This window comes from Collinsella sp. HCP3S3_D1, assembly GCF_052064015.1.
In the GTDB taxonomy this organism is placed as follows: domain Bacteria; phylum Actinomycetota; class Coriobacteriia; order Coriobacteriales; family Coriobacteriaceae; genus Collinsella.
This window is the reverse complement of record NZ_JBQHWK010000002.1, coordinates 120,501-132,375: the sequence shown is the minus strand read 5'-3', so window position 1 is coordinate 132,375 and position 11,875 is coordinate 120,501. Positions and strand designations below refer to the sequence as shown.

The window sequence follows — 11,875 nt, the reverse complement described above, 5'->3', positions numbered from 1 at the left end:
CTTCCTGGCCTCGATGTCGTGCTTCACCCTCAAGTCGACACGCATAAAAAGCCTCCCATTTCTCATGTCCAAGAAATGGGAGGCAGTTCAAATGAGCTACCTAAGCGGTGTTCGCTCATTCTGTAAGCATCGGAATTTGCGGGCGTCACAGGGGCAAACCGTGAGAAACTTATTGACGTTTATGGAGCGTATACGATGGGAGCGATGCCTTGGATAAGAACGAGCTGCAAAAGCGTATGGAACAGGCCATCCGCCTGACGGCACCTGGTCAGCCGATCCGCACCGCCCTTGACATGATCATCGCCGGTCACCTGGGCGCCCTTATCTGCGTCGGCGACACCGAAAACGTGCTCGCTGCCGGTAACGACGGCTTCCCGCTCAACATTTCGTTTACCTCGAACCGCCTGTTCGAGCTTTCCAAGATGGACGGCGCCATCGTCATCGACGGCGACCTTACCCAGATCCTGCGCGCCAATTTCCACCTCAATCCCGACCCCTCGCTCGCCACGAGCGAGACGGGCATGCGTCACCGTACTGCCGCTCGCATGTCGGTGCTCACCGACGCCATCGTGATCTCGGTCTCGGCCCGTCGTGCCGTCGTCAACGTGTATGTGCACGGCAAGAGCTATGAGATTCAGCCCGTCACCACCATCATGAGCTCGGTCAACCAGCTCGTCGCTACGCTTCAGACCACCCGTCAGTCGCTCGACCGCTCCCTGCTGCGTCTGACGGCCCTCGAGCTGGACGACTACGTCACGCTCGCCGACATCACCGGCATTTTCTCGAGTTTCGAGATCATGCAGCAGGCAAAGACCGAGCTTAAGGATTGCATTGTCAAGCTGGGCAACCAGGGCAAGCTCGTGCAGATGCAGCTCGAGCAGCTCGCCGGCTCCAGCATGGATACCGAGTACGACTTGATGATTCGCGACTACGCAAGTGATTCCTCCGAGGCAAACGCCGAGAAGATCCGTGCCGAGCTTAGCCGCATGACGCCCAAGGACTTGTCCGACCCGCAGCATGTGGCGGCGGTTCTGGGTTACGACGACCTGGACGAGGACTCCGTCATGACGCCGCTGGGCCTGCGCACGCTTTCGCGCGTGTCCGTCGTGCGCGACGGCGTGGCCGAGAAGATCGTCGACGAGTATGGCTCGCTGCAGGAGCTCATGGACGACATCAGCAAGGATCCGGAGCGCCTGGGCGACTTTGGCGTTAACAACCCTGCCATTCTTGCGGACTCCCTGTACCGCATGAAGGGCACCAAACAGGGGAACGCATAATGGCGCCCGTATGCGCTGTGGTCGTTGCCGGTGGCAGCGGCCAGCGCTTTGGTAATCCCGGTGGCAAGCAGCTCGTCAATGTAGCGGGCCGTCCGCTTATGAGCTGGTCCATCCGCGCGTTTGACCGTAGCGATAAGGTCGGCCATATCGTCGTGGTTTGCCCTGCCGAGCGTCGTGCCGAGATGCGCCGCCTGGCCATCAGCCCGTATTCGTATAACACGCCCATCAGCTTCGCCGATGCCGGCGATACCCGCCAGGACTCCACTCGTGCCGGCGTGCATGCGGTGCCGGCAGGCTTTGAATACGTCGCCATTCACGACGGCGCTCGTCCGCTCATTACTACCGAGGCCATCGATCACGCTATCGACGTGCTCGTGAGCGACCGCTCGCTCGACGGTGTCGTGTGTGGCCAACCCGCGATCGACACGCTCAAGATCGTCGATGGGGACAACATCGTCGAGACGCCGCCACGCGAACTCTATTGGGCCGCACAGACGCCGCAGATCTTTAGTGTCGACGCCATGAAACGCGCCCATGCCGCGGCGATTGCCGAGGGCTTTATCGGTACGGACGATTCGTCACTGGTCGAGCGCATGGGTGGGCGCGTCCGCTGCGTCCAGAGCCCGCGCGACAACCTTAAGGTGACGGTGCCCGAGGACTTGCGTCCCGTAACCGCGATTTTGCTCGGTCGCATGGCCGAGGGAGAGGACCTTCCCCATGTTCAGTAACCTGCGCATTGGCCACGGCTACGACGTTCACCGTTTGGTGGAGGGGCGTCGATGTATCATCGGCGGGGTCGACATTCCCTACGAGCGCGGCCTGCTGGGCCACTCGGATGCCGATGTACTCGCGCACGCGCTGGCCGACGCTATTCTGGGCGCCTGCCGCGGGGGAGACATTGGCAAGCTGTTCCCCGACACCGACCCCGCCTATGAGGGTGCCGACTCGATGGTGTTGCTTGCCCGCGTAATGGACTATGCGCGCGAGCTGGGCTTTGAGTTTGTCGATGCCGACTGCACCATTGCCTGCCAGCAGCCTAAGATCACCCCGCACCGCGATGCCATGCGTGCCAACTTGGCCCATGCCCTGGGCGTTGACGTCGAAAACGTGGGCGTCGCCGCCACCACGACCGAAAAGCTCGGTTGGGAAGGTCAAGGCGAGGGAATTGGCGCCTGGGCCGTCTGCCTGCTACAGAAAACCGTTAAGGAGTAACGAATGCGTATCTACAACAGCGCTACCCATAAAAAGGAAGAGTTCCAGCCCATCGAGCCCGGCAAGGTCCGCATGTACGTGTGCGGCCCCACGGTTTACGACAACATCCACATCGGCAACGCCCGCACGTTCATCAGCTTCGATGTGATTCGACGCTGGCTCATCGCGAGCGGCTACGAGGTCACGTTCGCCCAGAACCTCACCGATGTCGACGACAAGATCATCAAGCGCGCTAACGAGCAGGGCCGTACGGCCGCCGAGGTCGCGACGGAGTTCTCGGATAAGTTTATTGGCGTCATGCGCGCTGCCAACGTGCTCGATCCCGATGTGCGCCCCCGCGCCACCAAGGAGATCGGCCCCATGATTGCCATGATCAAGGCGCTCATCGAGCAGGGCCACGCTTACGCCGCCGATAACGGCGACGTGTACTTTTCCGTGCGCAGCGATCCCAACTACGGTCAGGTCTCGGGCCGCAACATCGACGACCTTATGGTGGGTGCGCGCATCGAGGAGAACGAGGACAAGAACGACCCGCTCGACTTTGCGCTGTGGAAGGCCGCCAAGCCCGGCGAGCCCAGCTGGCCGAGCCCCTGGGGCGAGGGCCGTCCCGGTTGGCACACCGAGTGCGCCGCCATGGTGCACCGCTACCTGGGTACCCCGATCGACATTCACGGCGGTGGTTCCGACCTTGCCTTCCCGCATCACGAGAACGAGTGCGCCCAGGCTGCCTGCGCCTGGCACCAGGGTTTCTCCAACACCTGGATGCACACGGGCATGCTGCTGGTCGACGGCGAGAAGATGTCCAAGTCGCTTGGTAACTTCTTTACGCTGGCCGAGGTGCTCGAGCAGCACTCCGCTGCCGCCCTGCGTCTGCTGATGCTGCAGACGAGCTATCGCTCGCCGCTCGACTTCTCCTGGGAGCGCCTGGAGGGTGCCGAGAATTCGCTCACGCGTATCGCCGGTACGGTCGAGAACCTGCGCTGGGCCGCGAACCATGCGACGGCCGATGCCGATGAGGCAGCATCTGAGGCGTTTGCCGCCAAGGCTGCCGAGACCCGTGCCACCTTTAATGAGTGCATGGACGACGACTTTAACACCGCCGGTGCCATGGGCGCCGTCTTTGGTTTTGTCACCGAGTGCAATCAGTATCTGGAGCAGGCGGGCGACGCTGCCGACAAGGCCGCGGCTCTTGCTGCCGCCGATACGCTGGTCGAGCTGCTCGATACGTTTGGCGTTGAGCTTCCCGAGCCCAAGGTCGAGCTGCCGCTGGGCCTTTTGGGCGTTGCCGCCGGCTTGGTCGCCTACACTGGTGACGACGTGGACGAGGCCGCTGCCAAGATTCTCGAGGCTCGCGCCGAGGCCCGTGCCGCCAAGAACTGGGACTTGGCAGACGCCATCCGCGATCAACTCAAGGACCTGGGCCTGACGATTGAAGATACCGCCGCCGGCACCCGTATCAAATCCCTCTAACCCCCGCGGGTTTCCCAAGCACCCGACCGCCCGAGCCACGGCACCTTGCCTTTCAATCGTCGGGCATGACCTCAAGGTCTATGCCCTCTTCTTTCAAGGCAATCTGCCGCACCTCGGGCGGTCGGTCTATTTGTTTCGTTTGATAGTTGTATTTAGGAGGCCGTCCTATGGCCGACAATCGCAAGCGTGCGCCTCGTGGCGGCAAGCAGGCCGCTTCTGGCTCGCGTCCGATTCGCCGAAATGACCGCGCTGCCGCTTCCAAGGGCCAGCGCGATCGTACCCAAGCTGCGCGTCCGCAGCGCGATCGCAACCGCGACGCTGTCCAGGCTCCCAAGGGCGAGTTTATCGAAGGCCGTCGCGCTGCCGTCGAGGCCCTGCGCACCGGTTTTCCCATCAAGTGCGCACTTATTGCCGAGGGCGGGGAGCGCGATGCCGCCTTGTCTCGTCTGGTCGATGACCTCAACGCCGCGGGTGTCCGCATTAAGTACGTGCCGCGCGCGCAGCTCGATGCGCTGTCGAGCCATGGCGCTCACCAGGGCATTGCACTCGAGGTGGGCAACTTTCCTTATGCGGATGTCGCCGATATCCTCGACCGTGCAGGCGAGGGTCCGGCACTTGTCGTGGTGCTCGACCACGTGACCGACGACGGTAACTTTGGCGCCATCGTGCGCTCCGCTGAGGTCGTGGGCGCCGCGGGCGTCATTATTGCCAACAAGCGCGCTGCCGGCGTGACCGTGGGCAGCTACAAGACCTCAGCCGGCGCCGTCATGCATCTGCCTATCGCGCAGGTCCCCAACATTGCCCGTGCGCTCGACGATCTTAAGGCCGCTGGCTTTTGGGTGGGCGGTGCCTCCGAGCACGCCGAGGGCAGTTGCTGGGATGCTCCCTTCGAGGGCCGCGTGGCGCTTGTCATGGGCTCCGAGGGCGACGGCATCTCGCGCCTGGTACTCGAGAAATGCGACTTTTTGACCAAGCTTCCTCAGCGTGGCATGACCGAGAGCCTCAACGTTGCCCAGGCAACGACGGCACTGTGCTTTGAGTGGCTACGTCGCAACGCCGGCGAGCTCATGGGGGAGGAGTAGCGCATGTCCAAGAAGAACCGCGCCAAGTCTAAGGCCAAGCGCTTTGGCGAAGGCTCGGCCAAGCCGATTGTCTCGGCCGCGACCTACGGCGTGGGCGGCAATGCGTTTGCGCAGGCTATCGCCGACCCAGTCTCCACGGTGCACTCCAATAAGCCCGAGCTGTTGGTGGTCGACGGCTACAATGTGATCCACTGCACGCCGCGCTACGAAAAGCTCGTGTACGACCATTCCGACGATCCGTATTCCAGCGACGTTCACGATATGGCGCGCACCGCCCTTATCAACGACGTTGCCGCCTTTGCCCAGGGCCGCTACGAGGCCGTAATTGTGTTTGACGGTGCAGGCAATATCTCTAGCGAGCGTCCCAACCTGCCGGCTCGCGGCGTGCGCATCGAGTTTTCGCCGACGGGTGTATCGGCCGATACCGTGGTACAAAAGCTCTGCATTGAGGCGCGCGAGGAAGGTCGTGCGTGCTCCGTGGTATCGAGTGACGGCACAATCCAGGCCGTCGTCATGGGCAAGGGCGTTACGCGTATCTCGAGCCGTATGCTGGTGGACGAGATCAAACAGATCGATAACGACGTCCGCGAGGCAGAGGAGGCTCCGCAGATCAAGATGACTCTGGGCAGTCGCCTGAGCCCCGAGGCACTGGCCAAGCTCAAGGCCCTGCGCGGGAGGTAGGTAAACCTTCTATGGGGAGCTGCTTTCTCGATTGATCAACCAACTGGTTTGTAATCAATGGGTTGCGGCTTGGCATCGCCAAAACGAATAGTTTTTGGTTCTGGCGAACAGATAAAACTATTCGTTCTGACGAATAGTTTTGAGATATGGTCGATCAAAGGGCCTGTTGCGCCCCGTCCGCAATTCCTTTATTCTTAATTGGCTTCGCGCGAAAGCGCCAAGTGTGCCAGTGTGGCGCAACGGTAGCGCAACTGATTTGTAATCAGTGGGTTGCGGGTTCGATTCCTGTCACTGGCTCCATGAGAGTTTCGGGCTCTGTTCCCTAGTGGGACAGGGCCCGTTTCTTGTGGGCAGCTAGATTCGACTGTCCGCCGTCAGTTTAAAAGCTTTCAGGTACAAGATGCCGCCGATAACGTACATGCAGGCATCAAGCGGATCTGGGGTACTAAACTCGAGCACCATGGGCGCAAGTACTTCCCAGCAGATTGAGCATCCCACCGATAATGCCAAGCTACTTGCAAAGTTGCATATCGGCGTTTTCCCGCTCACCGTTTCGCAGAGGACGTTTACGTAGGCGGGAAAAATGATTCCTCCGCACAGATCTCCGAGCTGATAATGGGCGAAGTCGTAGGGGAGGAAAAAGTCGAAGCTCGCAATGTATCTGTTAACGAGATACACGATGCCGGCAAGCAGCGGCAGAAGATTTGCGCTGGAAATAAGCGCGGATTTGAATCGTTTAGCCACAGACCGCAAACATAGTCAGGCCAAGGCAAATGCCCAAAGCAATGATGATGATCTGGCTGCAGCCGTTACCCGAAGGGACCATGACACTCTCTTTCTCGATACATTAGTAAATTAAAGTATGCCACAGCCAGCAGCGTATTTGTTGAGCAACAACCTGTGGCTGATACCGTGTTACACGGCCTTGCGTCGGCTGAGGCATCAGCCGAATGACCTGGCACCTGTCGTGATGGCGCTCGACAATGGCGTGAGCACCGTCTACGCCCGTGACGGGCTATCGGTAGAACACATCATCTGGCTTCGAATAATGGGGGCGAGTGCGAGTATTGGCGTTCCTCGAAACGCTCGTTGCGCTCGCCGATTAATAGGCAACCCGTTGGGACTCATTACGCAGCCCGATTTAAACTGCTGACTTGGGTACCGCATGCATTTCGCATAGCCGCGGGAGGCTGCGCAACCGCCTGACGCTATTTATGAGTCATGAGCTGTTTTGGTTATGCGAGATATCGAAAGGAATTCTAGGATGTCTGTAGATCTGAAAACAGTAAAAGATGCGATGAGCCTTGCGGCGAAGGTCCTGGTTGCGGCCGCGGACGTCATTGATGGCGCAAAGCAGCTCGGCGTCGATGTCGAAGCTGTCGGCGGCGCTGTAAAGGATGCTGCGGATGGTGCCGCTAACGGTGCACGTGTCGTTGCCGATGGTATTGGCAAGGGGCTCGGTGTCGCGGCCGACGGCTTTGGCGCGGCAGTTGGCGCGCTGGGCGGCGCCGCGAAAGCGTTGCAGGACTCAAGAGAGGCCGCCGAGGCTCGCAAGAAGATCAACGCCGCAAGGCAGTCGATTTTCGAAAGTGCGTCCACGGCGATGCCCCTGCACAAGTTTGTCTGCCAGCAGAAAAAGGCTGCCGATGCCGCGTTTAACGGCTTTGATATGCCTGGCTGCTACCTTATCGCAAAGTATCAAAAAGGCGATCACGATAAGAACTACAGTGACTATCTGGGAATTTATGTGGGCTCAAGCGAGCACATGTCGGAGGATATCGTTTCCACGCCCACGCGCTTGGGCGATCCGGATGTCTATGCCGATTATAAGTACCATCAAAACGTGATGCTATTTGTGTTTCCCTGCGAGCTAAAGGACCTCGATGAACGTCGCGAGCTCCTGCTGCGCTCGTTTGAAGGCAGCAGACTCTACAACGGATCTGAGGTACTGGCTTAAGGGCTTGATTGGGGTTGGTCGACAATCTAGATCTGTAACACGAGGACGAGCGTTCAGCTCCCAGCTGTTACAGATTTAGACAATCTGGGGGCGAGCTGAGAAGTGTCTCAATCTGTAACAACTAGGGAAGGAAAACCGTTCTAACTGTTACAGAATGAGACGTAAGCTAGGGTCTCTGCGAAACATCTCAATCTGTAACAACTAGGGAAGGAAAACCGTTCTTGCTGTTACAGATTTAGATAAATGGGAGACCTCCAGGGAAACATCTCGATCTGTAACAAATAGGGGAGAAAATGTTCTCTAAATGTTACAGATCGAGACAAAGGCCGGACCGGTCCCAATCATCCTGGTTGAGCGAGGATATTCGGACGCACGAGGATCGTTATCGAAAGTCGATGCCGCAAGCGTACTCCACCACACCAAAGTGTTCCCTCGGGAAATGTCGCCAGCGCGGCCAAATCCGCCGTCCTTCATATCTAAATTCAGCAAAACCGCAGGTCAAAGGTATATAGATACGCCCGGTACCGTGTATTTAGAGGTTTTCGTTGACAGCCCCCAAGGTTGCATCGTATTATCTTTTTCGTTCGCGGGGGCGGAGGCCCAAAAGACCAAAGAACCTGCGGATACTTGAACGATTGGGAGTTTGCCCGAGTGGTTAATGGGGACGGGCTGTAAACCCGTTGGCTCTGCCTACATAGGTTCGAATCCTATAGCTCCCACCCGTCAAGTGCCTGTATAGCTCAGTCGGTAGAGCACTTCGTTGGTAACGAAGAGGTCACCAGTTCAAGTCTGGTTGCAGGCTCCATCCGGCGGTGTAGCTCAGTTGGTTAGAGCACACGGTTCATACCCGTGGCGTCACTGGTTCGAATCCAGTCACCGCTACCATAGGTAACACGGTGGCTTCTCAATAGTATGTTGAGAAGCCACTATGGTATAAAGGCATAGTCCCGTCCGGGGACGACCTGTTTAGAGGAGGGCTTTATGGCCAAAGAGAAGTTTGAGCGCACTAAGCCGCATGTTAACATCGGCACCATCGGTCACGTCGACCACGGCAAGACCACGCTGACCGCTGCCATCACCAAGGTTCTCTCCGAGACCGAGGGCTGCAAGGCTGACTTCACTGCGTTCGAGAACATCGACAAGGCTCCCGAGGAGCGCGAGCGCGGCATTACGATCTCCGTCTCCCACGTCGAGTACGAGACTGCTGCCCGTCACTACGCTCACGTTGACTGCCCGGGCCACGCTGACTACGTCAAGAACATGATCTCCGGTGCTGCTCAGATGGACGGCGCTATCCTGGTCATCGCCGCTACCGACGGCCCCATGGCTCAGACCCGCGAGCACATCCTGCTCGCCCGTCAGGTCGGCGTTCCCTACATCGTCGTCTTCCTGAACAAGTGCGACATGGTCGACGATGACGAGCTCATCGACCTCGTCGAGATGGAGACCCGTGAGCTCCTTTCCGAGTACGAATTCCCCGGCGACGACATCCCCGTCATCCGTGGTTCCGCTCTGGGCGCTCTCGAGGGCGACGCCAAGTGGATGGACGCCATTCGCGAGCTCATGTCTGCCGTCGACGAGTACATCCCGACGCCTGCTCGTGACAACGACCTCCCGTTCCTGATGGCCGTTGAGGACGTTATGACCATCTCCGGCCGTGGTACCGTTGCTACCGGCCGTGTCGAGCGCGGTGAGCTCAAGCTCAACGAGCCCGTCGAGATCGTCGGCATCAAGGATACCCAGAACACCGTCGTTACCGGTATCGAGATGTTCCGTAAGTCCATGGACTTCTGCGAGGCTGGCGACAACGTCGGTCTGCTGCTCCGCGGCATCAAGCGCGAGGACATCGAGCGCGGCCAGGTTCTCTGCAAGCCCGGTTCGGTTACCCCGCACACCAAGTTCACCGGTGAGATCTACGTTCTGACCAAGGAGGAGGGCGGCCGTCACACCCCGTTCTTCGATGGTTATCGTCCTCAGTTCTACTTCCGTACCACCGACGTTACCGGTACGGTCAAGCTCCCCGAGGGCACCGAGATGGCTATGCCTGGTGACCACATCACCATCGAGGGCGACCTCATTCACCCGATCGCTATGGAGGAGGGCCTGCGCTTCGCTATCCGCGAGGGTGGCCACACCGTCGGTTCGGGCATCGTCTCCACGATCATTGAGTAAATTAGCTCTCTGATACAGCTGACTTAGAGAACCCGGCACTTATATGGGTGCCGGGTTCTTTTCTACGTGGGTCTTTTTGCCTGATGATTACGCTTAGCTCGCTCTTAAGTTGAGCGTGAGGGATCGATTAGATCTCGTTGGCTCCATTGATGTGTTCCAAATATGAATGGATCTACCGAGAACCAATTGATGCGAGGTTTTCATTGACAGCACTTACGTAGAGCTGATAAAGTACCAACTCGTGCCCGTACGGGGCGGATATGAAAGGTTCAGGATACATGCGTACTCTAGTTACTCTTGCGTGCACTGAGTGCAAGCGCCGCAACTATACGACCACTAAGAACAAGGCGAACATGCCTGATCGTATGGAGATCAAGAAGTATTGCCCCTGGTGCCGTCACCACACGCTGCACAAAGAGACTCGCTAGTCTCTAGTCACATACGCCAGTAGTTCAATTGGTAGAGCATCGGTCTCCAAAACCGAGTGTTGAGGGTTCGAGTCCTTCCTGGCGTGCCAGTCATTATTCCGTAAGCTCCCGTTTGGGGGCTTACGGTTTACTCATGTATAAGCGCATTGCGCGGAGGTAACCCAAATGGCCAACAAGAAGAACAAGAAGAAGGCACAGCAGCAGGCGCCTGCCAACAAAGCTGCCGCCAACTCCAAGGTTGAGGCCAAGAAGGCCGTTGCCAAGAAGAGCGAGAAGGCTGCGAAGTCCAAGAAGAACGAGAAGCCCGGTTTCTTCGCCCGCACCAAGAAGTATTTTGCTTCGGTGAAGTCCGAGATGAAGCGTGTCACGTGGCCCGATAAGAAGGAGCTCGTGAACTACTCGGTCGTCGTTTGCGCTTCTCTGATCGTCGTCGGCGTCGTCATCGCTCTGCTCGATGCTGGCTTTGGCGAGGCTCTTGCTCTGTTCTCTGGATTGAGGGGCTAAACCATGTCTAAGCGTTGGTACGTCGTCCACACTTACTCTGGATACGAGAACCGCGTTAAGTCCGATCTCGAGCATCGCATCGAGACCATGGGCATGCAGGATCGTATCTTTGATATTGAGATTCCTATGGAGCGCGTCACCGAAATCAAAGAGGGTGGCAAGCGCGAGACCAAGGATTCTAAGATTTTCCCGGGTTATGTCCTGGTTCGCATGGAGATGGATGACGATGCATGGACGTGTGTTCGCAACACGCCCGGCGTCACCGGTTTCCTGGGCGGCAACGGCAAGCCCGCTCCGCTTTCCCGCGACGAGTACAATAAGATGACTCGTCGTCCCGGTAAGGGCGATTCGCCCAAGCGTACGTCGGTTGATATTGAGGTTGGTACGTCCGTCCGCGTCACCGATGGCCCGCTTACCGACTTTGATGGCAAGGTCTCCGAGGTTAACGCCGAGGCAGGCAAGCTCAAGGTCACGCTGATGATCTTTGGCCGCGAGACGCCGGTCGAGCTTGACTTTAACCAGGTCGCTGTCATCGCTTAAGTTTTCGTCCGTTCGCGCGAGCGTGCTTCTTCTGTGACTGCTCATCTCAGGAGTGCTTCTAACACGTGCGTGCTTACGATATAGCAAGTACTTCACACTCGTGATTCGAAAGGAATGACCATGGCTGAGAAGAAGGTTGCCAACGTCATTAAGCTCCAGATTCCTGCTGGTGCCGCTAACCCCGCTCCTCCCGTCGGCCCCGCCCTGGGCGCTGCTGGCGTGAACATCATGCAGTTCTGCCAGGCCTTTAACGCCGAGACGCAGGACAAGAAGGGCGACATTATCCCCGTTGAGATCTCTGTCTACGAGGATAAGTCCTTCTCCTTCATCACCAAAACTCCGCCGGCGGCTCACCTCATCAAGAAGGAGCTGAACCTCAAGTCTGGTTCCGCTAAGCCCCAGGCCGACAAGGTTGGCCAGCTCTCTCAGGAGCAGCTCACCAAGATCGCCGAGATCAAGATGCCGGACCTCAATGCCAACGACATTGACGCCGCCAAGAAGATCATCGCCGGTACCGCCCGTTCCATGGGCGTCACCATCGCTGAGTAGCGT

General features: G+C 58.4%; 13 protein-coding genes and 5 tRNA genes. 17 read left to right on the top strand and 1 reads right to left on the bottom strand.

Annotated elements, in window-relative coordinates; translation table 11 throughout:
• Positions 1-236: 236 nt before the first annotated feature.
• From disA to ACTNDJ_RS01275, 7 genes are all read left to right on the top strand, one after another.
• Positions 237-1,277 (top strand): DNA integrity scanning diadenylate cyclase DisA, encoded by a 1,041-nt coding sequence (gene disA, locus ACTNDJ_RS01305; RefSeq protein ID WP_370450554.1) that lies wholly within the window; start codon positions 237-239, stop codon positions 1,275-1,277.
• Positions 1,277-2,005, top strand: coding sequence for a 2-C-methyl-D-erythritol 4-phosphate cytidylyltransferase (gene ispD / locus ACTNDJ_RS01300; protein WP_441063302.1), 729 nt, complete (start codon positions 1,277-1,279; stop codon positions 2,003-2,005). The genes disA and ispD overlap by 1 nt, the downstream gene beginning before the upstream one ends.
• The gene (ispF, locus tag ACTNDJ_RS01295) at positions 1,995-2,489 is read left to right on the top strand and encodes a 2-C-methyl-D-erythritol 2,4-cyclodiphosphate synthase (protein ID WP_006234975.1); all 495 of its coding nucleotides are present in this window, start codon (positions 1,995-1,997) and stop codon (positions 2,487-2,489) included. Before ispD ends, ispF begins: the two co-directional genes overlap by 11 nt.
• A 3-nt stretch (positions 2,490-2,492) precedes the next feature.
• Positions 2,493-3,959: a cysteine--tRNA ligase gene (gene cysS / locus ACTNDJ_RS01290; protein ID WP_441083198.1), complete on the top strand. Its 1,467-nt coding sequence runs from the start codon at positions 2,493-2,495 to the stop codon at positions 3,957-3,959.
• A gap of 167 nt (positions 3,960-4,126) precedes the next feature.
• Positions 4,127-5,041, top strand: coding sequence for a 23S rRNA (guanosine(2251)-2'-O)-methyltransferase RlmB (rlmB, locus tag ACTNDJ_RS01285; RefSeq protein WP_427796169.1), 915 nt, complete (start codon positions 4,127-4,129; stop codon positions 5,039-5,041).
• A gap of 3 nt (positions 5,042-5,044) precedes the next feature.
• A complete protein-coding gene (locus ACTNDJ_RS01280; protein WP_154514764.1) occupies positions 5,045-5,722 on the top strand; it encodes an NYN domain-containing protein in 678 nt (225 codons plus the stop codon).
• Positions 5,723-5,947: 225 nt separating this feature from the next.
• Positions 5,948-6,022, top strand: a tRNA-Thr gene (locus tag ACTNDJ_RS01275).
• A gap of 54 nt (positions 6,023-6,076) precedes the next feature.
• Here the strand turns inward: ACTNDJ_RS01275 and ACTNDJ_RS01270 are convergent.
• The gene (locus ACTNDJ_RS01270; RefSeq protein WP_441063303.1) at positions 6,077-6,466 is read right to left on the bottom strand and encodes a hypothetical protein; all 390 of its coding nucleotides are present in this window, start codon (positions 6,464-6,466) and stop codon (positions 6,077-6,079) included.
• A gap of 520 nt (positions 6,467-6,986) precedes the next feature.
• On the opposite strand from ACTNDJ_RS01270, the gene ACTNDJ_RS01265 reads away from it, so the two are divergent.
• The 10 genes from ACTNDJ_RS01265 to rplK all read left to right on the top strand — a co-directional run bounded on the left by ACTNDJ_RS01265 (position 6,987) and on the right by rplK (position 11,872).
• Entirely contained in the window at positions 6,987-7,679 is a 693-nt protein-coding gene (locus ACTNDJ_RS01265; protein ID WP_427727045.1) for a hypothetical protein, read from the top strand.
• A 637-nt stretch (positions 7,680-8,316) separates the two neighbouring features.
• A tRNA-Tyr gene (locus ACTNDJ_RS01260) sits at positions 8,317-8,398 on the top strand.
• A gap of 10 nt (positions 8,399-8,408) precedes the next feature.
• Positions 8,409-8,484: transfer RNA gene (locus ACTNDJ_RS01255), tRNA-Thr, on the top strand.
• A gap of 3 nt (positions 8,485-8,487) precedes the next feature.
• Positions 8,488-8,564: transfer RNA gene (locus ACTNDJ_RS01250), tRNA-Met, on the top strand.
• Positions 8,565-8,660: 96 nt separating this feature from the next.
• On the top strand, positions 8,661-9,851 hold the full coding sequence (gene tuf, locus ACTNDJ_RS01245; RefSeq protein WP_154514756.1) for an elongation factor Tu: 1,191 nt from the start codon (positions 8,661-8,663) through the stop codon (positions 9,849-9,851).
• 278 nt (positions 9,852-10,129) lie between these two features.
• A complete protein-coding gene (rpmG, locus tag ACTNDJ_RS01240) occupies positions 10,130-10,279 on the top strand; it encodes a 50S ribosomal protein L33 (RefSeq protein WP_102372646.1) in 150 nt (49 codons plus the stop codon).
• A 13-nt stretch (positions 10,280-10,292) separates the two neighbouring features.
• Positions 10,293-10,368, top strand: a tRNA-Trp gene (locus ACTNDJ_RS01235).
• 76 nt (positions 10,369-10,444) lie between these two features.
• Positions 10,445-10,783 carry a preprotein translocase subunit SecE gene (gene secE, locus ACTNDJ_RS01230; protein WP_154514754.1) on the top strand — a complete coding sequence of 113 codons (339 nt, stop codon included), beginning with the start codon at positions 10,445-10,447 and terminating at the stop codon, positions 10,781-10,783.
• A gap of 3 nt (positions 10,784-10,786) precedes the next feature.
• Entirely contained in the window at positions 10,787-11,323 is a 537-nt protein-coding gene (nusG, locus tag ACTNDJ_RS01225) for a transcription termination/antitermination protein NusG (protein ID WP_427718370.1), read from the top strand.
• A 120-nt stretch (positions 11,324-11,443) separates the two neighbouring features.
• Positions 11,444-11,872 carry a 50S ribosomal protein L11 gene (gene rplK / locus ACTNDJ_RS01220; RefSeq protein ID WP_022093893.1) on the top strand — a complete coding sequence of 143 codons (429 nt, stop codon included), beginning with the start codon at positions 11,444-11,446 and terminating at the stop codon, positions 11,870-11,872.
• Positions 11,873-11,875 lie beyond the last annotated feature (3 nt).

Coding starts and splice junctions, on each gene's coding strand:
- tuf (WP_154514756.1), top strand. CDS start 8,661: ATGGCCAAAGAGAAGTTTGAGCGCACTAAGCCGCATGTTAACATCGGC.
- nusG (WP_427718370.1), top strand. CDS start 10,787: ATGTCTAAGCGTTGGTACGTCGTCCACACTTACTCTGGATACGAGAAC.
- rpmG (WP_102372646.1), top strand. CDS start 10,130: ATGCGTACTCTAGTTACTCTTGCGTGCACTGAGTGCAAGCGCCGCAAC.
- disA (WP_370450554.1), top strand. CDS start 237: ATGGAACAGGCCATCCGCCTGACGGCACCTGGTCAGCCGATCCGCACC.
- rplK (WP_022093893.1), top strand. CDS start 11,444: ATGGCTGAGAAGAAGGTTGCCAACGTCATTAAGCTCCAGATTCCTGCT.
- ACTNDJ_RS01265 (WP_427727045.1), top strand. CDS start 6,987: ATGTCTGTAGATCTGAAAACAGTAAAAGATGCGATGAGCCTTGCGGCG.
- rlmB (WP_427796169.1), top strand. CDS start 4,127: ATGGCCGACAATCGCAAGCGTGCGCCTCGTGGCGGCAAGCAGGCCGCT.
- ispF (WP_006234975.1), top strand. CDS start 1,995: ATGTTCAGTAACCTGCGCATTGGCCACGGCTACGACGTTCACCGTTTG.
- secE (WP_154514754.1), top strand. CDS start 10,445: ATGGCCAACAAGAAGAACAAGAAGAAGGCACAGCAGCAGGCGCCTGCC.
- ispD (WP_441063302.1), top strand. CDS start 1,277: ATGGCGCCCGTATGCGCTGTGGTCGTTGCCGGTGGCAGCGGCCAGCGC.
- ACTNDJ_RS01280 (WP_154514764.1), top strand. CDS start 5,045: ATGTCCAAGAAGAACCGCGCCAAGTCTAAGGCCAAGCGCTTTGGCGAA.
- cysS (WP_441083198.1), top strand. CDS start 2,493: ATGCGTATCTACAACAGCGCTACCCATAAAAAGGAAGAGTTCCAGCCC.